Annotated in this window: 24 protein-coding genes, 1 pseudogene and 1 riboswitch; of the genes and pseudogenes, 18 read left to right on the top strand and 7 right to left on the bottom strand. The window is 35.4% G+C overall.

All coding sequences use genetic code 11. The annotated features are described in order from the left end of the window. Positions 1 to 82: 82 nt before the first annotated feature. The 5 genes from ACIGHG_RS19525 to ACIGHG_RS19505 all read left to right on the top strand — a co-directional run bounded on the left by ACIGHG_RS19525 (position 83) and on the right by ACIGHG_RS19505 (position 4,279). Positions 83 to 469: a GNAT family N-acetyltransferase gene (locus ACIGHG_RS19525; protein ID WP_396550067.1), complete on the top strand. Its 387-nt coding sequence runs from the start codon at positions 83 to 85 to the stop codon at positions 467 to 469. 49 nt (positions 470 to 518) lie between these two features. After that, positions 519 to 1,364, top strand: coding sequence for a hypothetical protein (locus ACIGHG_RS19520; RefSeq protein WP_396550065.1), 846 nt, complete (start codon positions 519 to 521; stop codon positions 1,362 to 1,364). 95 nt (positions 1,365 to 1,459) lie between these two features. Further along, positions 1,460 to 2,488, top strand: a complete 1,029-nt coding sequence (locus ACIGHG_RS19515; RefSeq protein ID WP_396550063.1) for a tyrosine-protein phosphatase — start codon at positions 1,460 to 1,462, stop codon at positions 2,486 to 2,488. A gap of 475 nt (positions 2,489 to 2,963) precedes the next feature. Beyond that, positions 2,964 to 3,830: an MBL fold metallo-hydrolase gene (locus ACIGHG_RS19510; protein ID WP_336473065.1), complete on the top strand. Its 867-nt coding sequence runs from the start codon at positions 2,964 to 2,966 to the stop codon at positions 3,828 to 3,830. Between the two features lie 254 nt (positions 3,831 to 4,084). Beyond that, positions 4,085 to 4,279 (top strand): hypothetical protein, encoded by a 195-nt coding sequence (locus ACIGHG_RS19505; RefSeq protein ID WP_396550061.1) that lies wholly within the window; start codon positions 4,085 to 4,087, stop codon positions 4,277 to 4,279. 156 nt (positions 4,280 to 4,435) lie between these two features. On the opposite strand, the pseudogene ACIGHG_RS19500 reads toward ACIGHG_RS19505, so the two are convergent. Then, positions 4,436 to 4,976: pseudogene (locus ACIGHG_RS19500) on the bottom strand (Ada metal-binding domain-containing protein). A 226-nt stretch (positions 4,977 to 5,202) separates the two neighbouring features. On the opposite strand from ACIGHG_RS19500, the gene ACIGHG_RS19495 reads away from it, so the two are divergent. From ACIGHG_RS19495 to ACIGHG_RS19480, 4 genes are all read left to right on the top strand, one after another. Further along, positions 5,203 to 5,928, top strand: coding sequence for an ABC transporter ATP-binding protein (locus ACIGHG_RS19495; protein ID WP_336473063.1), 726 nt, complete (start codon positions 5,203 to 5,205; stop codon positions 5,926 to 5,928). Next, entirely contained in the window at positions 5,921 to 7,576 is a 1,656-nt protein-coding gene (locus ACIGHG_RS19490) for a putative ABC transporter permease subunit (protein WP_336473062.1), read from the top strand. The genes ACIGHG_RS19495 and ACIGHG_RS19490 overlap by 8 nt, the downstream gene beginning before the upstream one ends. A 57-nt stretch (positions 7,577 to 7,633) precedes the next feature. Beyond that, positions 7,634 to 8,392 (top strand): SDR family oxidoreductase, encoded by a 759-nt coding sequence (locus tag ACIGHG_RS19485; protein ID WP_396550058.1) that lies wholly within the window; start codon positions 7,634 to 7,636, stop codon positions 8,390 to 8,392. A gap of 94 nt (positions 8,393 to 8,486) precedes the next feature. Further along, positions 8,487 to 9,083, top strand: a complete 597-nt coding sequence (locus ACIGHG_RS19480) for a hypothetical protein (RefSeq protein ID WP_336473060.1) — start codon at positions 8,487 to 8,489, stop codon at positions 9,081 to 9,083. Between the two features lie 145 nt (positions 9,084 to 9,228). On the opposite strand, the gene ACIGHG_RS19475 is transcribed toward ACIGHG_RS19480, so the two are convergent. Further along, positions 9,229 to 10,527 carry a histidine--tRNA ligase gene (locus tag ACIGHG_RS19475; protein ID WP_336473059.1) on the bottom strand — a complete coding sequence of 433 codons (1,299 nt, stop codon included), beginning with the start codon at positions 10,525 to 10,527 and terminating at the stop codon, positions 9,229 to 9,231. A gap of 603 nt (positions 10,528 to 11,130) precedes the next feature. Then, entirely contained in the window at positions 11,131 to 11,604 is a 474-nt protein-coding gene (gene ybaK, locus ACIGHG_RS19470; RefSeq protein WP_336473058.1) for a Cys-tRNA(Pro) deacylase, read from the bottom strand. Positions 11,605 to 11,725: 121 nt separating this feature from the next. On the opposite strand from ybaK, the gene rraA reads away from it, so the two are divergent. The 6 genes from rraA to ACIGHG_RS19440 all read left to right on the top strand — a co-directional run bounded on the left by rraA (position 11,726) and on the right by ACIGHG_RS19440 (position 18,134). After that, positions 11,726 to 12,211 (top strand): ribonuclease E activity regulator RraA, encoded by a 486-nt coding sequence (gene rraA, locus ACIGHG_RS19465; protein WP_336473171.1) that lies wholly within the window; start codon positions 11,726 to 11,728, stop codon positions 12,209 to 12,211. Positions 12,212 to 12,511: 300 nt separating this feature from the next. Further along, a complete protein-coding gene (locus ACIGHG_RS19460; protein ID WP_396550055.1) occupies positions 12,512 to 14,155 on the top strand; it encodes a DUF4430 domain-containing protein in 1,644 nt (547 codons plus the stop codon). A gap of 54 nt (positions 14,156 to 14,209) precedes the next feature. Next, positions 14,210 to 14,956, top strand: coding sequence for a DUF4430 domain-containing protein (locus ACIGHG_RS19455; protein WP_396550053.1), 747 nt, complete (start codon positions 14,210 to 14,212; stop codon positions 14,954 to 14,956). A gap of 6 nt (positions 14,957 to 14,962) precedes the next feature. After that, on the top strand, positions 14,963 to 15,841 hold the full coding sequence (locus ACIGHG_RS19450) for an energy-coupling factor transporter transmembrane component T (RefSeq protein ID WP_336473055.1): 879 nt from the start codon (positions 14,963 to 14,965) through the stop codon (positions 15,839 to 15,841). Then, positions 15,820 to 17,478, top strand: coding sequence for an ABC transporter ATP-binding protein (locus ACIGHG_RS19445; RefSeq protein ID WP_396550075.1), 1,659 nt, complete (start codon positions 15,820 to 15,822; stop codon positions 17,476 to 17,478). The genes ACIGHG_RS19450 and ACIGHG_RS19445 overlap by 22 nt, the downstream gene beginning before the upstream one ends. Further along, positions 17,448 to 18,134 (top strand): ECF transporter S component, encoded by a 687-nt coding sequence (locus ACIGHG_RS19440; RefSeq protein WP_396550051.1) that lies wholly within the window; start codon positions 17,448 to 17,450, stop codon positions 18,132 to 18,134. Before ACIGHG_RS19445 ends, ACIGHG_RS19440 begins: the two co-directional genes overlap by 31 nt. A gap of 346 nt (positions 18,135 to 18,480) precedes the next feature. On the opposite strand, the gene ACIGHG_RS19435 is transcribed toward ACIGHG_RS19440, so the two are convergent. Next, positions 18,481 to 18,672 carry a hypothetical protein gene (locus ACIGHG_RS19435; protein WP_396550049.1) on the bottom strand — a complete coding sequence of 64 codons (192 nt, stop codon included), beginning with the start codon at positions 18,670 to 18,672 and terminating at the stop codon, positions 18,481 to 18,483. 149 nt (positions 18,673 to 18,821) lie between these two features. Further along, a riboswitch (SAM riboswitch) is annotated at positions 18,822 to 18,920 on the top strand. 100 nt (positions 18,921 to 19,020) lie between these two features. Here ACIGHG_RS19435 and ACIGHG_RS19430 point away from each other — a divergent pair. The 3 genes from ACIGHG_RS19430 (at position 19,021) to ACIGHG_RS19420 (ending at position 20,084) form a co-directional block, all read left to right on the top strand. Continuing rightward, entirely contained in the window at positions 19,021 to 19,272 is a 252-nt protein-coding gene (locus ACIGHG_RS19430; protein ID WP_396550047.1) for a hypothetical protein, read from the top strand. 309 nt (positions 19,273 to 19,581) lie between these two features. Beyond that, on the top strand, positions 19,582 to 19,719 hold the full coding sequence (locus ACIGHG_RS19425) for a hypothetical protein (RefSeq protein WP_396550045.1): 138 nt from the start codon (positions 19,582 to 19,584) through the stop codon (positions 19,717 to 19,719). Next, on the top strand, positions 19,716 to 20,084 hold the full coding sequence (locus tag ACIGHG_RS19420) for a group-specific protein (protein WP_336473051.1): 369 nt from the start codon (positions 19,716 to 19,718) through the stop codon (positions 20,082 to 20,084). Before ACIGHG_RS19425 ends, ACIGHG_RS19420 begins: the two co-directional genes overlap by 4 nt. Before the next feature lie 39 nt (positions 20,085 to 20,123). Here ACIGHG_RS19420 and ACIGHG_RS19415 read toward each other — a convergent pair whose 3' ends face one another. The 3 genes from ACIGHG_RS19415 to ACIGHG_RS19405 all read right to left on the bottom strand — a co-directional run bounded on the left by ACIGHG_RS19415 (position 20,124) and on the right by ACIGHG_RS19405 (position 23,114). Further along, complete coding sequence (locus ACIGHG_RS19415) at positions 20,124 to 21,386, bottom strand: serine hydrolase domain-containing protein (RefSeq protein WP_396550043.1); 1,263 nt, start codon at positions 21,384 to 21,386, stop codon at positions 20,124 to 20,126. A 94-nt stretch (positions 21,387 to 21,480) separates the two neighbouring features. Continuing rightward, positions 21,481 to 22,680 (bottom strand): MFS transporter, encoded by a 1,200-nt coding sequence (locus ACIGHG_RS19410; RefSeq protein ID WP_396550041.1) that lies wholly within the window; start codon positions 22,678 to 22,680, stop codon positions 21,481 to 21,483. A gap of 17 nt (positions 22,681 to 22,697) precedes the next feature. After that, the gene (locus ACIGHG_RS19405) at positions 22,698 to 23,114 is read right to left on the bottom strand and encodes a MarR family winged helix-turn-helix transcriptional regulator (RefSeq protein WP_090917063.1); all 417 of its coding nucleotides are present in this window, start codon (positions 23,112 to 23,114) and stop codon (positions 22,698 to 22,700) included. Positions 23,115 to 23,137: the final 23 nt, after the last annotated feature.

The raw sequence follows: 23,137 nt of genomic DNA, 5'->3' as shown, positions 1-23,137 counted from the left end.
TTGTGGATGAATTAGCAATAAAAGAGAAAGTCTTTTGACTTTTGAAGCCCCCACTTCAAACAGACCGTAAGGTCGTTAAGTGGTGGGTAGTTCACATACGAAAGAAACATTATCTATAGACCAATTATTATATGCTTTTCAAACAGAAATTGGCGGCAGATGGAACGAACATTGCTTAGTCGCTTTTCAAGGAGAAAATCCAGTAGGGGTTATTTTGCCGCATATTGAGCCAGGTACGGTAGAAGAAGGGAGATTGTTTTATCTTGGTATTGTCCCGAATATGCGTGGAAAACGATACGGGACAATGCTTCATGAAAAAGCGTTATACATTTTAAAAGAAATCGGTGCTTCATATTATGTGGGGAGTACTGACGAAATGAACGATGCCATGAAACGAGTGTTTTCTAACAACAACTGTATACAGTTAGGGAAGATAGAGAAATACACAAGAGTGATCAGAAAAGGGTAAATGAAGATCCCTCTCGAATTATTGAAGAAATAACTCAAGGGGGAATTTGATGATAAAACAAGTATTTAAAAGAATGGTTCCGTTATATCCGGAAGTTTTATTTCCAGACTGGCATGTAGAGCACATATCACAGCGGCAGGAGAGTGAAAAGTGGGAAACGCTTTGGTTTCAGGTGATTACTCCTACAGGAATGTTTCGCGTGAAACAGTTTTTTCTGGATATTATGGAACCGACTTTTCCAGACAGTTGTTTGTCTCATGCACAGGGCGAGTGTTTTCAATATAATAAACTTACATATTGGCGTGGTATAAATTATAAAGGGTGCGATAGTTACGTCACTTCTAAGTGGAAAACACAAATTGAAATTTCTATTGATGATGGAGTTATTGAGCAGCATCAGATGGAGGAATTTTTATATGGTTTACAGCCACTTGAATTAGAGAAAGCAAAACAACAAATGAAATTACCATTTCATCGTTTAAGTTTTCAGGCTCATATAGAAAAGGGCGGAGGCGAAATCAGTCGTTGCTTTGCATGGAGTTCTCCTAAAGAAAAGGAGTTTGTATCATTACCGCTTCTAGTTCCCTGTTCATGGGAATTAGAGTCTGTTGGTTTTGGTGACAACGAAACGCAGTATGTATATTGGGATGCAAAAGAGCAGTTATATACACTATGGGCATGTCGGCATACTAATTATAGCTATCACCCTGTATCCTCATGGATAAGAAATTATAGTTCCCCGCAAAAGATTGGAAACTGTGAATACTATGTGCACCCGCAAAGAGGTACAGTTGTATATCAAGATTTGGGGAATGAACAAATTGCCTATGTATTTCGAGGAATACCTTGTACATCTTTTACAGATATACAAGAAATGTTTTCTCTGTATTTATAAATTGATTGCAAAATGTCATGAAATATGTAAGACGCGTTACATGATGTGGTATACAATAGGGGGTAGAAACGATAGAGAAAGTGATAGGTGAAAAAATGAAAACGAACATGAAACGAACAGGCTTAGATGTAACAGTAGAGCGAGAAAACGCTAACACTTTATCTATAAACTGGGGCAGTGCAGAAGAATCAGTGCGTGTTTATTGGAGTACATCCTCAGAGAATATTGAAGAAAATGGACAATTATTAACGGTTGTAACAGATGCTTCTTCCGTTACAATCGAAGATCCGAATCCAGCTATGCGAGTTTATTTTCGATTAGTTACGAACGAAGGAGAGCGTATTACAGTAGCAGAGCGCCGCTTACCGCTGCAAGGTGCATTTAACTTTCGTGATTTAGGCGGGTATGAAACAAAAGATGGACGCGTAGTGAAATGGGGGAAATTGTATCGCTCTGAAGAGCTAGCAGGGTTAACAGAAGAAGATATTCGTTATATACATAATTTGGGCTTGAAAGTTGTTTGCGATTATCGTACAGATTTCGAAGTGCAACATAAACCAAATCCAGAAATACAAGATGTTCGTCAAGTTTCTTTACCAGTTATACAAGATTTAGCAAAAGACTTAAATATCAATGAATTTTTCCATTTAGGAGATTTATCAATGCTTGGCAAGCCAGGAGAATATTTAGTGAAGATGAATCGAGATTTTGTAACTGGTAATGAGGCATTTGTGACATTTTTAGAACTTATACAAGACGCAAACAACTTACCGCTTTTGAACCATTGTACAGCAGGAAAAGATCGAACTGGCTTTGCATCCGCTTTATTATTACTGTTACTAGGTGTGCCAGAAGAGACAGTCATGCAAGATTATTTACTGAGTAATGGATTTCGTGAACAGTTGAATGAGAAAATGATGGCTTTTTTAGGAGCGCGGCTTAAAGATGAAGCAAGTATTGCAATTTTAAGTGCAATGTTTGAAGCGAGGGTTGAATATTTACAAGCGGCATTTGATGAAATTCACAACGTATATGGTTCTGCGGAGCAATATGCTGAAAAAGGAATTGGACTTACGAAAGAACAGTTAGACGCTTTGCGTGCTTTATTGTTAGAAGAAAAATAAAATAGAAGGTAGAGAGTTTAAAGAGTCATACGATTATTTTTTAGAATCTCTATTTTTTTATTTTCTTTGTAAGCGTCAAATTTTGTCCAACGGCAAAATTATCATTAGTATTTGTATTGCATTAGATAAAAAATATGAAGAATGATTTTATCCCGCTATTCGTGGGCAGTAAGACCCTCACCTCAAGATTTAGAGAGAATATTGTCCAGTTCCAGTGGCTAGAATGTTCGGTGGCTTCGCTTCTTCCTCACATTCTGGACGAGCCACTTTCGCTTTTCTAAAGAAGATAGATGGGAGACAACTGCCCGTAAAAGCCCGATTGGTCGGGCTTTCCATCCGTGGGGGATGAAGAAAACCCCCACGGATGGAAGTTTCACTTTATTTTTGATGTATTCGTTTACTAGTAATCAAAATACAAGGCCAAGAAATTTCTTGGCTGGCAATTCTTATACAGTCATAAATGGAGGCAATAGTTATGCAGCAAATAAAAAAAATAGGAGATTCATTTTGGTATATGACACCTGTTTCTGAAACAGATAGACCTATTTTAGGAATGGTAGTTGGAAAAGAAAAGACTTTGATGATAGATGCAGGTAATTCAGAAGCACATGCACATTTGTTTTTAGAAATGCTAAACGAACAGAACATCTCAAATCCTGATTTCGTTGCATTAACACACTGGCATTGGGATCATATTTTTGGATTACCTGTATTAAAAAATGCTTTGTCTATCGCACATAGTGAAACAAAAAAAGAGATGAATACACTCGTTCCTTATGAATGGACAGATGAGGCCTTGGACGCACGAGTAAAAGAAGGTACAGAAATTGAATTTTGTGCTACTTGTATAAAAAAAGAATTCAGTGAACAACCAAGAAATATTCAAATTGTCTTACCGTCATTAACGTTTCAGAAACAACTTGAATTAGACCTTGGTGATGTGACATGTGTGTTAAAGCATGTAGGAGGGAACCATTCACATGACTCCGTTGTCATTTATATTAAAGAAGAAAAGATATTGTTTTTAGGAGATTGTATCTATGCAGATATTTTTTCTTCGAAGTGGAACTATACAACAAAACGAACGTTTGAATTAATACAAGAATTAGAGAAATTTGATGCTGAGACTTATATTCTTTCACACGGGAAAGCAATTGATAGAAATGAATTTTTGCAAGAGATTCGTTTGCTGAAAACAGTAGGTACCTACACGGAAACACATAAAGGCGATGCAGAAAAAATAAAAATAGCGTATAAACAAGAACTTGATAGAGAATTAAACGAATATGAGTTAGAAACAATAGAGTACTTTGTAAATGGTTATGAAATGGTTAACTTGTAATCCACGCTGATGACGAATGTATTATCTTCATCATCAATTCTAATATCAAACAAAGGTCCAGTGCTTGGGATATGCACTGGACCTTTGTTTAGGTTATATACGATTACTTTTCGGCTGGAGGAAATTGTCCTTTTTTCGAGTGCTTTTCTTTATTTTGAAATTAGTTTGAAAATTGTTAAAATAATTACAAAGATATCCACGTTATAAATAGTATAAATAACGTAAAATTAGAAATGAAGGGAGGAGATGTAGAAATGTTAGCATGGATATTAGGGGTATTAATCATAGTAGTAGTGACAGTTATCGTGACAATAATGGTAGGAAAAAGTGAAGAAGAAAATTATGGAACTTCAACGAAAGGAAATATTACAAGACTTTCAATCATTTATCTTCTTTTAGGGGTCGTTTTAGCAGTTGGGGTAGCTTCGTATATATATTTTTATGGATAAGGAAACATAGGGTAGTAGAAAGTGAAGAGGTATTACTATTTGATAATGTGGGATAAAGAAAAAGAATGTGAAAAGAAGCATAACATTGCATAAAATGCAAACTTATGCTTCCTTTTGGATTATATAAGGAGCTGCTTTCTTAAAATTGTTTTGAGTTTAATCTAATGTTTGGATCTTTTCATCAGTTGTTTTTTTTTTTCGATAATCAGTCGGTGTTAACCTGTTTTCTTTTTAAAAAATGTTATGAAATAAGTTGGATTTGGTATCCCTATGTCTATTCCGATATCTATTATATTTTTGTTTGAGGTTACAAGGTAAAACATGGCTTTAGTAATACGTACTTGTTGAATGTATGCAAGTGGACTAATTCCTTTTCCTTTTTTAAATGTACGTTGCAAATGGTAGGGACTTCCGTGGTATGTATTTGCTAGCTTATTTAAGGTAAATTGTTCGTGATAGTTTTGATTAATATATTCAACGATTTGCTGGATCCACTCTTCATTAGGTAAACATAAACTATCTGGCTTGCATCTTTTACACGGACGGAAAGTTTTGAATTGAGCTTGTTTAATATTATGAAAAATATATACGTTTTCTATGTTGGGAATTCTGGATTTGCAAGATGGACGGCAAAATATTTTAGTTGTTTTTACACCATAAAAGAATATACATCATAAGAGGAATCATTTTCTATGATTGCATTCTAGTATTCAATCGGTATATCTAATTTTTTTTCATTAAGCTATTGATTATTTTGGTACAGCATTTGAACTTCAAGTATGTGCTTTTATGCAAATTTATAGGTTAAGTCACAAAGAAGATTCTTTTGTGTTTGATAATTCTAAAAGATTATAAAATACAGAAACGTATTATGTTATAATTAAAATGTAATTATTGGAAAATAAGAGAAGGGCTGGATATGGATGATTGAAATTGTTAATGTGTCAAAGAGCTATAATGGTAGCAAATTTGCGGTAAAAGATTTGAATTTAACAGTCCCGAGCGGAGAGATATTTGGTTTTTTAGGTCCAAATGGTGCAGGGAAATCAACGACAATTAAGATGATAACAGGTATTCACTCTCTTGATAGCGGGACGATTTCTGTAAATGGAAAAGATATTACGAAAGAGCCGCTTGAAGCGAAAAAGTTATTTGGGTATGTTCCTGACAGTCCTGATATGTTTTTACGCTTAAAAGGGATTGAATATTTAAATTTTATGGCGGATATGTATGATGTTCCGAAAGACGTGCGTCAGGAAAAGATCCGAACACTAGCAGAACGCTTTAGTTTGTACGAAGCATTGTCTGATCAAATTCAAAGTTATTCACATGGAATGCGCCAAAAAATTATTATTATTGGAGTTCTTTTGCATGATCCAGATGTCTGGATTTTAGACGAGCCAATGACTGGATTAGATCCAAAATCGGCATTTATATTAAAACAGATGATGCGTGAACATGCTGATAAAGGGAAAACGGTGTTCTTTTCGACGCATGTGTTAGAAGTTGCTGAAAAATTATGTGATCGAGTTGCGATTATTAATAAAGGAACACTTCAATTTCAAGGGAATTTAGCAGAAATACGAGAACATTTTGAATCTAATGAATCTCTTGAAAAAATGTTCTTGGAGATGACGGAAAATGAATAAAATTTGGATGTTAACTAAAGTTTTATTAAAGATGAACTATGCTGATATGTTAACTGATAAGAAGAAGCGTGTTGTATCTTTACTTTCATTATTGGGTCTTTTGTTTGTTGGATTTTTATTTATAGGTCCACTTGCGAATGGTATGTATGGCGTATTAAAACAAGTTGACCAGGAAAACTTACTAATTGGTATGGGATTAGCGTTTGGAAGTATCTGGGTATTTTTGTTTAGTATTACGACAATTTTAACAGTCTTTTATTATAGCGATGACGTTGAAATGTTATTACCACTACCACTTAAGCCAGCCCACATTATTACGGCGAAGTTTATTACTGTTTTAATTACACAATATGTGATGGCTTCGTTTATCTTATTTCCAATCTTCATTGTGTATGGATTACAAAGTGGTGCTTTTATTACATATTATGTTTACTTTTTAATTGTTTACTTATTTTTCCCGATTATTCCGTTAGTTCTCGCTTCACTTCTTATGACAATCATTATGCGTTATACAAATATCGCAAAAAATAAAGATCGAAGTAATATGCTAATGGGTTTATTTACTTTATTGCTAATTGTCGGCATTAATATATTTATCCAATGGAAAAATAGAAGTGCTGCTTCTGGGAAAACAGCAGCAGACTTTCTTACAAATAATCAATCTTCATTTCTAGTAGAAATGACAAACTATTTTCCGACGACATACTTTGGAGCAATGGCGTTAACAGAAAGTGCTTCGTGGAAAGGATTTTTATATTTACTTCTTTTCGCTGCGATTTCGTTTGCATTTTATGTATTGTTTTTCTATGTTGCAGAGCGTACATATTTAAAAGGGGTTATTGGAATTTCAAATAGTACTGCGAAAAAAGAAGTGATTTCTGCCGAGAATTTTAATAAAGCTACTGTGCAAAATTCACATTGGAAAGCATATGTGAAAAAAGAGTTTCGTATTTTAACTCGCACGCCACAATTTTTTCTTAATTGTATTGTGCATACTTTTGTGATGCCAATTATGTTTTTCTTTATTATTTTTGTACAAGACGGGAATTTAGCTTGGTTAAATAAATTTATAAAAGATAGTGAAACAACAGCTCTTGCGCTTGGTCTTGCTTTTTGTGCAGGTATGTTTTTAATGGGATCTAATGTTATTGCGACAACATCTTTTTCAAGAGAAGGTCGCACTTGGTTTATCAATCGTTATTTGCCCGTTAAGGCAGAAGGTATTTTCTTTGCGAAAGTATTTACAGCTTGGCTCATTAATACCACTATTTTAGCGATCTTTGGTCTAGTGCTTATCATTGTAGGCGGTGTGTCACCAGTATTTATCTTACTTTGGTTTTTGCTTTGTGCAAATGGGTTATGGTTAAACAATTTAATTGGTACACGCTGGGATGCACAAACAGCTGATATTCATTGGGATTCTGAACAGAAAATGTTTAAAGGTCGTTATACTACGCTTTGGAATTTTTTTGCGAATATATTATTAGTCGGTCTTACTGTTGGCGGAGTATGTGCGTTATTTTTCTCATTAGGAGTTGGAATGTGGGGTATGTTTTTCAGTATCCTAGTTATTTTTACAATAGTAAATGTTATTGTGTCTCGTAGTTTACAACTTGGTGCTGAACGCATCCTAGCAAATATTAAATAAATCGTAAATCCTCTGTTACTATACAGAGGATTTATTATATGAAGGGGAGAAGTCGCTATGGGGAAAATTGCAATAGTCACAGGTGCAACAAGGTTACATGGTATTGGAGCAGCGGTCTGCAAAGAATTAGCTCAGAAAGGGACAGATATCTTTTTTACTTATTGTTCCCGCTATGATAAAGCGATACCTTGGGAAATGAAAAGAGATGAACCGTTTTTATTAAAAGAAGAAGTTGAAAGTTATGGCGTACGTTGTGATATGGCTGAGGTTAATTTGGCGCAGTCTTATGCACCGAATCGTTTGTTATATATGGTATCAGAACGTTTCGGAGAGCCGGGAATTTTAGTCAATAACGCTGCGCATTCTGTAAATACAAATTACGAATCAATCGATGTGGAAAAGCTAGATTCGCATTATACATGGAATGTAAGAGCGCCAATTTTATTAAGTTCACTATTTATAAAGCACTTTACAAAAGAAAACGGTGGAAGAATTATTAACCTTACGTCGGGGCAATCATTAAATTTGTTACCAGATGAACTTGCATGTGCCGTAACAAAGGGTGCAATTGAAACATTTACGACTTCGATTGCACCAGTTGCTGCCAAAAAAGGAATTACAGTAAATGCGGTTAATCTAGGAGTAACGAATACAGGGGGGATGAATAAAGAGGTGAGACAGCATCTTGTAACAAGATTTCCAGCAGGAAGAATTGGTGAGCCAAAGGGTGTAGCTCAGTTGATTGCTTTTTTAGCAAGTGAAGAAGCAGTGTGGGTGACGGGACAGGTTATTCATTCGACTGGAGGATTCTATTAAGAAATTTATATTTTCAATAAATAATAAAAAGGGATTTTTGGAAGTATATAGAAAACTATTTGGGAGGCGAAATTGTAATATTAGGAGGCTTATTATGAAATTGAAAAAAATATCGATTGCTTCATTGGCAATTGGAGCGATGCTCTCCATTACAGCTTGCGGTACCTCAACAGAAAAAGACCAAGCAAATCAAAGTAAAAAGGAACAAACAAACAATCAAGAAGAAGCGAAAACAACAAGTGCAGAACAGACAAATACGGGTAAAAATGAGGAAAAGGAATCAAAAACAACAAGTGCCGATGGGAAAACTGAAACAAAATCAACAAATGCAGAACAAACAAAAAATGAGAAAAACGGAACAACTGAAACAAAATCAACAAATGCAAAGCAAAATGCTAGTATGAAGAGTGGAGTAAAAGAAGTTGTACAGTTAATAGAAGAAGTGGATAAGCAATTGAAAGCAACTCCAAAACAAGAAGCTGTAAATAAACTTGGCAAGCAACTTACTGATAAATGGGATGTAGTTGAGAAAGAAGTTGAGGCGCAGCATGCAACCGATTATAAAACAATTGAGCAAAATTTATATCCACTCCTTGTTGAAATGGGAAAACAAAAACAAGATTTAAAGAAGCTAAAGACGTTAACGACGAAAACAAAGCAAGATTTAAATCAATTTTTGAATAAGCTTTAATAAAAAATGAATGCAAAATTAGATTTTATCTTATATATAGCCCCTATGTAGTAAAAGGAGAAACGTAGCAGATGTGTACGTTTCTCCTTTTATTATTAGTTGCAACAAATACATAAAAAAATCAAGTATGTGTGGGAGGATTCAATTAACGACATAAATATTGTTTGAAAGTTCCATTTTCAATACAAGCAAGAGGAATCGTTTGTTCTGTTCCTTCCTTCATATTTCGTAAAACAGCTACATCGTTATTTATTTCTTCTTCACCAATAATAAGTACATATGGAATGTTTTCTTTGTTTGCATAGTTAAGAGCTCGTTTTAGTTTACGATTTGTTAGTTCAAGCTCTATCTTTAAATTTTCATTTGTTCGCAATGTGTGAGCAATTTTTAAACACTTTTCCTGTGTTCCGAGTGGAATGATAAAGATATCGACAGAAGAGGAGGCACATTCTTTTTGGATAAGAGCAGTATAAATGACGTCTAAACCAAATGAGATTCCAACTGTCGGATAAGATTTATTATCACTTCGAAATGCGCCAATAATGTGATCATAGCGCCCACCACTACCAATGCTAGAAGTAATACTGCCATCGGTTAAAAAAATTTCATAAATCGTTCCGGTATACATTGTGAGCCCTCGTGCAAGAAAAGGAGAAAACATTGTATTAGATTGTATTCCAAGTGCAATTAAGTATTGCCTAAGTTCTTGAAGTTCAGTAACTCCTTCTTTAACAAGAGGATTAGGGAACGCTTTATTAAATTCAGAAAGTGGCATAGATGTACATGTTTCTAACGTCTTACATAATATATCAATCGTTTCACTTTGTATCTCTCGATTTATTAAATCATTTCTTACACCGTCAATGCCGATTTTCTCAAGTTTATCTACAGATAAAATAACATCTTGTACCTGTGATTCAGGGATTTGAATCGCTTGTAACAATCCTGTTAATAGTTTTCGGTTATTATATTGTATGGTTACGTCTAAGTTCAATTTGTTAAAAATATCAAGAGCCATTACCATTAATTCTGCTTCTGCTAAGACGGATTCAACGCCAACAATATCTACATCACACTGTACGAATTCTCGAAATCTCCCTTGCTTAATTGGGCCGTTTCGAAATACTTTCCCAATTTCATAACGTTTAAAAGGAAGGCGGATTTCTGGATTCATAGCGACAACTTTTGCAAAGGGAATGGTTAAATCATAACGCAGTGCAAGTTCGCGATTCCCTTGATCTTGAAGCGTATACATCTCCTTTAAAATTTCGGATCCTCCTCCGTATTTATAAGCCATCAAATCATACATGTTCAAAATAGGTGTTTCTAGTGGTTTGCAGCCATAAGCTTCGAATGTTTCTTCACAAGTCCGTTTAATTGTATTACGCAGCATTTGTTCTTCAGGTAAATAGTCTTTTGTTCCTTTTACATTTTGCAAGTTCATGTTTATCACTCCTTTTTGAAATAAAAAAGCTATGCGGGTATGAAAATACCCACATAGCTTTATAGTCGCTTCGTGGGTAAACAGGAATAACCCTGTACCCACGAAGAAAAAATTCTTCGGATACAAGGCTTTATGTATGATGATGAAGTTGGAAAGAACAATCTATTCTAAACATAAGCAATCTCTCCTATAGCTTTTTAAGTAGTATACTACTTGATGTTTGAATTATCAAACTTTTTTATTTAGAAATAATGTAACTACTCAGTTACTTTATGAAAAACCGACAGAAAAGCATTTTTTTAAGTGGGCGAGAGGTACTGGCGATGCATAGGAGCGGTCAGTGCCTTTTCCTGCCCCGTGCAAGGTTTGAAAACAAAAGTAGCCAATAAGTTGCAGGCCCCTGCCCTTTTTGCATGACAGCAGTCTATATGCCAAAAAATGAATTTATAAGTAATAGCGAGACACATCTTCACTAGAATCATACCCTTTTCTAAATTTCTAAAAGGTATAGCTGAGTAGTTACGAAATAATTCTATAAAACAAGAGGTGTCAAACTTTAAATTAAATAAACAAAACCTGTCTCATCTGTTGAGACAGGTTTTGTTAAGAAGCAATGGAAGTAGGTGTTGCGTTACTAATTTTGATTAGGTCAGCGCCGTTCATAAAAATTTGTAATCCTCTTTTTCCAGCACTAATGCTAATTGGATTTAAATTTGCAGCAGATTCGTCAATAAAGAGTGGATAATTTTTCTTCACACCAAGTGGTGACACACCGCCGCGTATGTATCCTGTTAATCCGAGTATTTCTTTCGTTGGAACCATTTCAACTTTTTTATTTTTACTTGCAGATGCTAGCGCTTTTAAATTAAGCTCTTTATGTGAAGGGATACAAGCCATAATTATCCCAGTTTTATCGCCGCGAAGGACGAGTGTTTTAAAGACTTGTTCTAATTGTAAATGAACTTGCCGAGCGACATGTTTCGCATCTAAGTTCTCCTCATCCCATTCATATTCGTGAACTGTATATGCGATTTTGTGCTTATCTAATAAACGACAAGCATTTGTTTTACTACTCATTTTCCACACTTCCTTTTTTATTTCTTCTTTTTAGTATACAAAATTTCGCAAATTAAGACAGGGAAAATAGGAATGGACAAGAATATGTAACATAAATCGTGAAAAGGAAAGAGGGAAAATGATGTGGAGAACGACTGATCTTTATGATGCAAATGAAATGGAAGTGCAAGTATGTAAACCATTATTTCAATCGTATGGAAAGAAAAAACAGTTTCACGGAAAAATCGCAACGGTAAAAGTTAAAGATGATAACGTACTCGTAAAAAGGGCGCTAGAGATGGTATCAGAGGGAACGGTATTAGTTGTGGATGGAGAGGGTTCAACAAATTGCGCATTACTTGGGGATAACTTAGCAAACATAGCAAGACAGCGGAATTTATCAGGCATCATTATTTACGGATGTGTTCGTGATTGTGTGGAGCTACAGAAAATTGAACTTGGTATTTTAGCAATTGCGACGATGCCCAAGCGAAGTGTGAAAAAAGGGAATGGAGAAACAAATATTCCGGTGTCTTTTGGCGGAGTTTCTTGGATTCCAGGAAATTATGTTTATGTTGACGAAGATGGTGTAATCGTAAGTGAAAAAGAAATTCATCATGGATTATGATATAAAAAATGAGGAGCTTACTGTCTGCAAATGGTCGAATAAAAATATAGTTATTCCTAAGAAGGAAATGTGAGAAATGATAGACAAAAAAATATATAAATAGTAAAATAGTACAGAATTTTGTAACATTATGGATTTGTAAGAGCAAAAGATTTTATGATGTAAAAAGTTGTTGTTTCCTATGTAAAGGAAGCAGCAGGGGGGATGCACATATTGAATACTCGTTTAGACGCGTGTTTATGTGTACCCATTGTGGGCATTTTTTTATGTGATTTACAAGAGAGGGGAGGATTCAGCGGTATGACGAAAATGAAAAAGTGGTTATTAACGTCATTTATGACAGTTGCATTGGTTGTCTTGTCCTTTGCAAATACTGTACATATTACGTTTGCTGAAGGAAATACAGCAACGTTAGCAATAGTTGGGGATTCGCAAAAAGGAATTATGTTATGTCCAAAAGAAGTTGCAATTCAAGATGGGGAAACAGCCTATAGTTTACTGCAAAAAGAAAAGGGAAATAAAGTAACAGCAGAAAATACAAAATACGGTCCATATATTAAAGGTATTGATGGGTTAATGGCTGGTGCAACAAGCGGGTGGACATATGAGGTGAATAATCAGTCGCCAATGGTTGGAGCAGATAGCTATAAATTAAAGGCTGGAGATGTTGTAGCGTATCGCTATGTTGTTGATTGGAACAATATGAGTCAAGAAACTTTGCAGCAAGTGTTAGATAAACTTGGTACATGTAAGAAACAACCGGATACGGAAAAACCAAATACAGATAAGCCAGATGCACCAAAACCACAAGAACCTACAAAGGTTGATGTAACAAAGAAAGTTGATGAAGCGATTGCAAAAACTGCTCAAAAGATGATGCAAGATGGTATTGATGGTGACTGGGTAATGATTGGACTTACTCAATCAGACCAAGAAGTTTCTAAAGATGTAAAGTCTAGTTACTTACAATCGTTAGTAGAACGTGTTGAAGAAAAAGAAAATAAATTTTCTTCTACTGAATTAGCACGTACAATTTTAGCAGTTACAGCAGTAGAAGGAGATCCAACAAACATTGCTAATAACAACTTAATTTCAAAGCTATATAACTTTGAAAAAACAGAATCTATTACAGATTATATTTTTAGTTTAATAGCGCTAGATACAAAAAAATACGAAGTGCCAGCGAATGCGAAATGGAACCGTGACGCCTTAATTAAAGGTATTTTAAAATTACAACATACAGACGGTAGCTGGGCGTATATAGGGGAATTAGAGGAACCAGGCAATGTTGATATAACAGGGATGGCTCTTGTCGCATTAGCACCATATCAAGAACAAGCAGAAGTAAAACAAGCGTTAGAAAAAGCAAAACAATATTTAGCTCGTGTCCAAACAGGTAAAGGTGGATTTTTATCTGGTGGTGTAGAAAATGCCAACAGTGTAGCGCAAGCTGTACTTGGACTTGCAGCAGCTGGTATCGATCCAACAAGTGCTACATATACAAAGAATAATTATAATGCGGTCCAAAATCTATTATCTTATCAACTGGAAAATGGTGGGTTTAAATGGTTGCCAGCTGATACGGAAGAAAATGGCATGACCACGGAACAAGCAATGTTAGCACTTGTGCAATATAAGAACTTTCTAACGGGGAAAGGCTCTGTTTATGATTGGACAAAAACGTCAACAAACGAAGGAAATAAACCAACTGACGAGTCAAAGCAACCAATAAATGAACAGCCTAAAGTAGAAGAACCACAAAAGAAAACAAATGAACCTTCTGCTTCAAACGATGAAAACCAATCTGTACAAAAAGATACGAAAGTAGAGAATCGCTACTTACCAGAGACAGGTATGTCAGGCAGAGACATTGCTACGTCAACTGCACTAGGCGTATTATGTATGACCGGTGCATATGTATTATGGAGAAGAAAAGCGGCTTGACAAAATTAGGAGCAAATATTTGCTCCTAATTTTGTTATGAAAGGTGTGAGAAAGATGAAAATGATGAAATGGCTTGTCTTGTTAGTTTTCTCATTTAGCTTTATTGCTGGATGTAGTCAAAATGAGGCGAAAACCGATACAACTACAAAACAAACAGAGAAAAAAGATGAGAAGAAGCAAGAAGGGAATAAACAGGAAGAGCATAAACAAGAAGATAGTAAGCAAGAACAAAAGCCAGCAGAAGAACAGAAACAAGAAGAGAAACGAAAAGATGAAAAAACGGCAGAACCAAAATCGATAGAAGAAAATCAGTCAAAAACGAAAACGGCAGAACCATCTCAAAATCAAAAAGAACAATCCAAAGTTGTAAATGAACCGAAAGAAACACCGAAACAGGAAAATGTACAGCAGACACAAGTAAATCCAGTATCTTCACCAGAACCAAAACCGGAGCCGAAACCAGAACCAGAGAAAAAGATAGTTACGTTATCTGTACGGGATGATCAAGGTACAATTTTAGGAGATACAGAAGTAGAACTTCAAGACGGAGATACTGTGTTTAAAGTGTTAGGACGGACATTGAAGAAAAAAGGAATTCAAATGGAATATACAGGTTCAGGAAGTAGTGTATATGTTCAAGGGATTAATAACTTATACGAGAAAGCTAAAGGTGCCGGGAGTGGATGGAAATATAGTGTAAATGGCATTGTTGCTAATATGGGTGCGGGTAGGTATAAAGTGAAACAAGGAGATAAAATTGAATGGTTTTATACGTTAGATTATAGGAAAGAAGAGCGGTAAAGGGCAATGAAACTAGCATTTTCTTCTATGCATCCATTCGTCAATTTTCTATATTATGCAGGGGTGATGATACTATGTATGGTATGTCTTCACCCTGTTTTTTTAATTGGTGCAATTTGTATGATCCTTATATTAAATATTACGCAAGGTAATGGAGAAAAATTGAGAAAAATGTTACCTAGTTCACTTTTTTTCGCTTTTATTATTACAATAGCCAATCCGTTATTAACGCATCGAGGCAGTACGATTTTATTTTATATTGGTTATAATCCAATTACATTAGAAGCTGTAACATATGGATGCACAATGGCGTTATCGTTGGTTGTCATTATGTTTACGTTCACCTCTTATAATGAAATGATTTCGAGTCATAAGTTTTTATATTTATTTTCTCGTATTTCACCAAAAGCAGCATTGCTCACGATGATTACAGTACGCTTTGTACCTTTATTTATGAGGCGCCTTACTCATATTACACTTGTACAAAGAACAAAGGGAGTTCAAGTGGATGCGGGTTCCTTGAAAGAAAGGGCACGGAATGGTATGAAGCTCTTACAAGTATTATTAGTTTGTTCATTAGAAGAAGCACTTCAAACGGCTGATTCTATGCAAGCGCGTGGATTTGGAGTGACGAAACGAAGTACATATATTCGGTATCGTATGGAACATAGAGATTGGTTAATCCTTAGTTTGTTCGTAATCTTATTTGTATGTTGTCTGTTCGGTGTAAGTAAGGGATATGGTATTTTAACAATCTATCCAAAAGTAGAATCGTTCTTTTTAGAGAAAAATGATGTATTTGTATTGCTTCCATTTCTTATGTATATAAGTCTACCAATTCTAATAGAAGGAAGGGAGTGGTTATGGTGGCGCATGCAGAAATAAAAGAGTTGTCATTTACATATACAGACGAGGAGTCTGCTGCTTTATGTAATGTATCTTTATCTATTTCCCATGGAGAATTTGTTGTATTAGCAGGCCGTTCTGGTTGCGGTAAGACGACGCTATTAAAACATTTCAAAAAAGAACTTCTCCCAATTGGTATGAGAGAGGGCAACATGTATTATGATGGAGCATCCTTAGAAGCAATACCAGACCTATTATCGGCTCAGGAAATCGGTATGGTATTTCAAAATCCAGAGAATCAGCTTGTGATGGATACGGTAATTCAAGAACTTGCATTTTCATTAGAGAACATCGGCTATGAAACAACTGTCATTCAAAAAAGAATTGCTGAATTAATTAGTTTTTTAGGATTTCAAGATATGTTGCATCAATCTGTACATACGTTATCTGGAGGGCAAAAGCAGCTTGTAAATTTAGCTGCTGTACTTGTTTTACAACCTAAATTGTTGTTGTTAGATGAACCGACAGCACAGTTAGATCCAATTGCAGCAAAAGATTTTTTAGGACTATTGAAACGAATTCATGAAGAATTAGGAATTACAATTATTATGAGTGAACATCGTTTAGACGAAGTAGTTCCTCTTGCCGATCGAATTGTTTTTATGGATGAAGGAACCGTTGTGTATGATGGAAAACCAAATGAAGTGATACCAGAAATGTGGAAAATAGAAGCATTCCGCCCATATATTCCGCAAATTCCACGGTTGTTTTTAGAGTGGAAGGCTGAACATGTTCCGTTTACCGTTCGTGATGCACAGAAACAAATTCGTCCTATTTTAAATGAGTTTCGGTGTGACATACCATTACAGCATATAGAAAAAAGGGATGTAATACTACAAGCAAAACATGTTTCATTTCAATATGAAAAGAATGGACCGTTCATTTTACAGGATTTGACGTTGGATGTTAAACAAGGGCAATGGACAGCGCTTGTTGGAAAAAATGGCACTGGAAAATCAACGCTATTAACGCTTCTAGCAGGAGTGCAAAAATGTCGCAGAGGAAAAGTAGTTTGGGAAGGAAAGCCTATTCATAAGGTAGAAGCGAAAGAGCGCTTTAAAAAAATCGGTTATGTATCGCAGTATCCTTACTATCATTTTACGCATGATACCGTTTGGGACGAGTTGCTTAGCCGTGCAGAAGAACTATATAAAAGGGAAGCAAATGAAAAAGTAGAAGAAATGCTTCGGAAGTTTTCAATCTTTCATATTCGTAATCGCCATCCGCATGATTGCAGCGGCGGGGAACAGCAATTAATTGCTCTTTGTACAGTATTATTATCAAAGCCAAATCTCTTAGTATTAGATGAACCGACAAAGGGACTAGATCCAGGGAAGAAAGAAGAACTGGGCAAGTTGTTTCAACAATTACAAAGAGAAGGAACGACAATTGTTATGGCGACGCATGATATTGAATTCACAGCAAAATATGTGGATAACTGTATTATGTTATTTGATGGGAAAATTATCATGGAAGAAACACCGGCGCGCTTTTTTAGTGAGAACTTTTTTTATACAACGTCTATTAATCGGTTTATTCGTAAACAATTGCCGTATGCTTTAACGTGGGAGGATGTGTTTGAGGCGTGTCCAAAAGATATGCTTGTATCGTTTTAGCCGTTTTGTTCGTATTGATCAGTACACTTTTATTTACGTCTTTTGTGACGGATCAATACTATATATGGTGCAGTCTATTCTTTTTAATTGTGATCATGCTGCCATTTTATGTACGTTTTGAGAAAAAAGCGTTTGTTTCACGTGAAATTGTACTTGTAGCTGTCCTAGCGGCAATTGCTGCGATTAGCCGTGTTCCGTTTTCCATCATTCCAAGTGTACAACCAACGTCGTTTGTCATTATCGTATCAGCAATTGTATTTGGCAGTGAGACAGGTTTTCTTATCGGCGCAACAGCTGCACTTGTTTCTAATCTATTTTTAGGACAAGGACCTTGGACGCCGTGGCAAATGTTTTGCTGGGGTATGATGGGATTTTTTGCAGGACTATTGCGGCATACGTGGATGATGAAAACATTATGGGGTAGAGTTCTCTTTGGCTTTATCGCAGGATTTGCTTTTAACTGGATTATGAATGTATGGTTCCTTATTGGCTTTTTGAAGGAATTAACATGGGATACTTTTATAAAAGCATACATTACAAGCTTTTACTTTGATTTGGCGCATGCCCTTTCTAATGTCTTTTTTCTATGGTTGTTTAGTACATCTTGGCTTAAAATATTGACACGCTTTAAGAAGAAGTATGGCATATTAGAATAAGGATATACCATACACGCTTTCTTACGTAAATAGTGAATAAGTTCTTTTGGTAAGGCATACATATATACAGTAGGATCGCGACTTACATATTCGTTTGCCTTTGGAGACACTTCGTACATCTTGTAGGAGGTGTCTTTTTTATTTAGAAACTTACAATCTTTCATACTATGGTATGACGTTGATAGATAAAAGTAACTATTTTAAAAGCTGGTGTGTGGGAAATCGTCAATTCAGTTTATTTTTTCATTGCTACTACAGTATTATTTCAATTAAAGGGCTGATAGTAAGTTCATGAGTTAAAAAGTAAGCATGATTCATACGTGCTTACTTTTTTGGTGTAGATTTTTTATTCCTGAGCCAAAACTTCCGCTGTACTATCACATTGTTGCAGTGCATGTTGAACAGCTTGCAAAGATTGTTCAATCCGTTGACGATTATCTGATTTCTCAACTGTTTGTAAGGCATTTTGTAAACAGTTTTTTGCTTCTTGTAAAGCTTGGCAAGAATCTTGAACGTGACCGCGTGCATTTTTTTGCATGAGTGCACACCTCCTTTGGTCGTATACATTTGTAGTATGAGCAAAACGAAATAAAATATCATAGTAATCTAAAAAATAAATCCTGATTATTCTTATAAGAATTGACTTTTTGAATTACACTCATTATAGTAAGAGATAAAGTGAATATTTTCTTATCCAGAGAGGTGGAGGGACTGGCCCGATGAAACCCAGCAACCGCGATGCAGGTGCTAATTCCAGCAGAACAGTCTTGTTCTGAAAGATAAGAAGGAAGAGATATGATCCACTTCTTCTTATCGAAGAGGTTTTTTTATTGTAAAAAAACCGATAATGAAAGATGGGCAACGAGAAGAAAGGAGTAGGTGGACTATGACGCTTGAAAAATATATTACACTACGTAATGCAATTTATAAATATATGGAAGAAAAGGAAGAGCCGATTACATTATTGGATATTCAACAACATATCGCTACTGAACATAAAGGGAAATTTGCGAAGAAGATGCTGCAGCAATTTTACTTACTACGACTGCTAGATGAGTTAAAGTTGGATGGGAAAATTACTTTAGCAGAGCCACACAAATATATAGATGATAAAGGTATTTACTACACGGTAAAATAATATAGAGGGAGTTATTCTCCCTTTTTTATAGTAATATTTGTTTGAAAATTAATTCTATTTGATAAGTGTTATGTAGTTAAAAAGACTGTGCTATGCAGTCTTTTTAAAAGGAAATGGTGCTGAGTGTGTAGTGTTCAAAAATAAAATGTGCCCCGAAAGATGGGCGTTCTCGGCTAGCAAATAAAAAAGACACCATCGCCGAATAGGTGTCTGTCGCTTTGTAAAAGGGGCTTGCCCTTCGACATGTATTAGAATAGCATGTGAGTATAGAAAAAGTCAAAAGGGAATTAAAGGAAGGTGTTGTTTACAATGAACATATTAATTGTATATGCACATCCAAAGCCTTATAGTTTCAACGGTGCAATTTTGAAACAAGTGAAAAATAGTAAACGAGAAAAAAGAGAGAAATGGCTGCAAAAGATATATAAAAAGGCAATAAGATTATGAAAAATAGGGAACTGATCTACAAAATTGCGAATGTATGTAAAAGAGATGATGATTTGTTTTGTTCTTATCTTGATTGTTTATTTGGTATAAAGGAGAATAGCAAGCAATTTTCTAAAGTCAAACAAGAAGTGCGAGAAGAGTATCTTATAAGAGGTATTTGTAAGAGAGAGGTAGACATTTTAGTAGAACAAAGTGAACAAGTTGCAGATTTGCATATACCTAAGTTGCTCCGATGGGAATTTTTACAGGAAAATGTTCATTATATAGAAGAGATCTGTTCAATGGTATTTCAGTTAAAACCGTTATGTTTTTCAGAAGAACAATGGAAATATGTAATTTCAATTATAGAGAAAGAGCTGTCATGAGACAGCTCTTTTCGTAACAAAAACTTCGAAAATTTCAACTTAATTAGAGGGCTCTTTCTGTAAGTGCTTCGCGATTTGTAAATACATATTTCCATATGCGGAGTGTATTTCTCCATTATGATTAGCATTGGAAGAAAAATGAACGATAACCATATGTGCAGTTGGATCGATATATAATCTTTGTCCATAACTGCCAAATACTTCGAATGCTCCGTGCTCGTTATGGGAGATCCACCATTGATTATGGTAAGAATATCCCTCACCATCACCAACTGGGAGTTCGTATTTTTGTATATGCTTAATTTCTTCAATAATAGAAGAAGAAATAATTTGTTTCCCGTCATATACGCCATTGTCTATAATCATCTTCCCGAATCTTGCCATGTCTCGAGCGGTGGTATTTAATCCTCCACTTGCCTGTTCCACTCCTGTTTCGTCAACAACGTAATAAGCATTTTCTTCTGCGCCAATCGGCGACCAAATACGTTCACTTATTAGATCTGCGAGTGATTTTCCTGTTACAGTACGAATAATCCATGCGAGTGTTTCAGCAGAACCATTATTATATGAAAATGTTTCTCCTGGAGCAGCGGTTTCATTTGCTTCTAGCAACATGTCATAAATTGTTACCGGTCCATCATAGTTTTTACTGCGAGGAAGAAGGTTGCTTGCTAAATATAATTGTGCATCTTGATTTTCTAATCCAGCTTGTTTGAAACCGTGAGTTGGATATTCTACTGAAACTTGCATATCTAATAGTTGTTGAATTGTTGCTATTCCAAATGGTGTTCCTTTTAATTCTTTTACATAAGTTTCTGCAGTTGCGTTAGGTTGTAGCTTTCCTTCTTCAATGAGGGTATTAACGAGCAACCCTGTAAATACTTTTGCTACCGATGCCATACCGTGTGGTTCGTTTTCTTTATATCCATGAAAGTACCGTTCGTACACAAGCTTTCCATCATGCAAAACAATGAAAGCATCTGTTTTATGTTTTTCTAATAATTGCTGAACCGTTGTATTATGGTCATTTTCATCTGTAATTTGTAGATTATCTAGATTTTGCAAATTAGCCCGGATTGATGATATGTAATTTGGATTTTTAGCGACAATCTTTGTTAAAGTAAATTCGCGCATATGTGAATATGACCAGCGAAGATACGGATCTTGTAACCAGTTGTTTTTCGTTGCTGTTTGTCTTGAAGAAAAACTTTTATTTGGATTGAATAATGTAAATCCCATACCAGTCAATATACATACAAAAATTAAAATGATTAAAATAAGCGAGGATTTTTTAAATCTCATAATAAGCCTCCTTCTCATTTTATTATAAGAGATAAGCTTATAAAGAAGCAAAAAAAAGGAGAGTAAACGTAGAAGTTTACTCTCTCTTATAGTATTAAGCAGATAATTTTTCTTGTGTTGTTTGCTTTTGGAACTTTTGTTTACGTCCATGAAGAAAATAGTAAATCAGTAATGTAAATGCAACGATAATCGAAGAAATAAAATACATATGATGATAACTCGAATGTGCTGCGATAATTCCTAGTACGAAAGAGCCAATACCGATCCCTGTATCGAAGAATGAGAAATAAGTGGCTGTTGCAGATCCGCGCCTGTGATTTGGTGCGACACTAACTGCAATTGTTTGGAAGCTTGGAATTAGAGTTCCATATCCAAAGCCAATAAGTACGCCAGCAGCAAGTAACCAAAATGGCGTTTGTGCTTGGCTTAAAACAAACATTCCAATCATAAAGATAATAATAGATGGATAAATGAGAACATTTTCTCCGAACCGATCGAATAATTTTCCTGAAAATGGTCTGGAAATAACAACTACAACTGCGTATACAACAAAGAAATAACTTGCAATATCAGCCATACCAAGCTCGTTTGCATAAACGGGAATAAATGAAAGAATACCGCTATAGGAAAAGGAAAGTACGCAACCTGTGAGAGCAATTGGAATTGTGGAAGGCTCAATTAAATCTTTCCATTGCATCTGTTTCTTTTCGCTGTTGACAGTTGTTTTTTCGTTAGGGATATTTACTAATAGTCCACATAGAAAAGCAAGTATAGAAAATATAGAACAAATGATAAATAAACCTGTAAATGAGAATTTAGAAATAATCGTTAAACCTAAAAAAGGACCGATAACCATCGGTAAGCTCATAAACACTCCATAATAACCAAGTGCTTCACCGCGCCTGTGGGGCGGTGCTACATCTGTTACGATTGTACCAGTAGCTGTTGTTGCCATTCCAAATCCGATACCATGAAAGAAGCGAAGAGCAAGCAGTAAAAATAAGCTTTGCGTACCGAAGTACATTACTGTTGCAGCTAAAAATAACGAAAGGGAGATGAATAAAATTTTCTTCCTTCCTAAATCATCAAGCCATTTACCTGTAAATGGTCGGCAGATTACAGAGGAAATAAGAAACACTGTTGCGACAAGACCCATTTCTTCAGGTTTTCCTTTTAATCCGTCAATAACATATACAGGCAAGGTTGTGATCAGCATATAAAATGTTAAAAAGAGAAATAGACTACTCAAACATGTTCCAATGAAGTCTTTCGTCCAAAGTCTTTGACTTTCCATAGTCATCCCTCCAATTTTTAATCAAGATTACGAATTACTTTTTGTAGTACGTGAAAAGCAAGGCGAAGCTCTTCCTCGCTAATATCTTGCAATGTCTTTTTCTCAAATGAGTCTACTTCTTCTTGCCAATTCGGTATCATTGCGATTGCTGTTTCTGATAAAGAAATGAGCTTCTCGCGTCGATCTGTTCCCTCTGTTCGAGCAATCCATCCCATTAATTCCATACGCTTTAAAGTACGAGTCATTGTTGGTGACTCAACGTTTAAGTATTGACATAATTCTGTTTGCGTGCAAGATCCAGTTTGATTTAGTCTGAAGATTACAGCCCACTGCGCACTGTATAAACCAGTTGGGGAAACACGTTCATTGAATCTCTTGGAAAATTTCCGAGCGGTTTGGCTGACAGTGTGAAAAAAGTGTTGTTTTTCGTCCATATTTTTGTCCTTTCTAATTAGTT

The sequence above is a fragment of the Bacillus sp. NPDC077411 genome, assembly GCF_044543425.1.
Classification (GTDB): Bacteria; Bacillota; Bacilli; order Bacillales; family Bacillaceae_G; genus Bacillus_A; species Bacillus_A bruguierae.
This window is presented reverse-complemented; position numbering and strand designations above follow the sequence as displayed.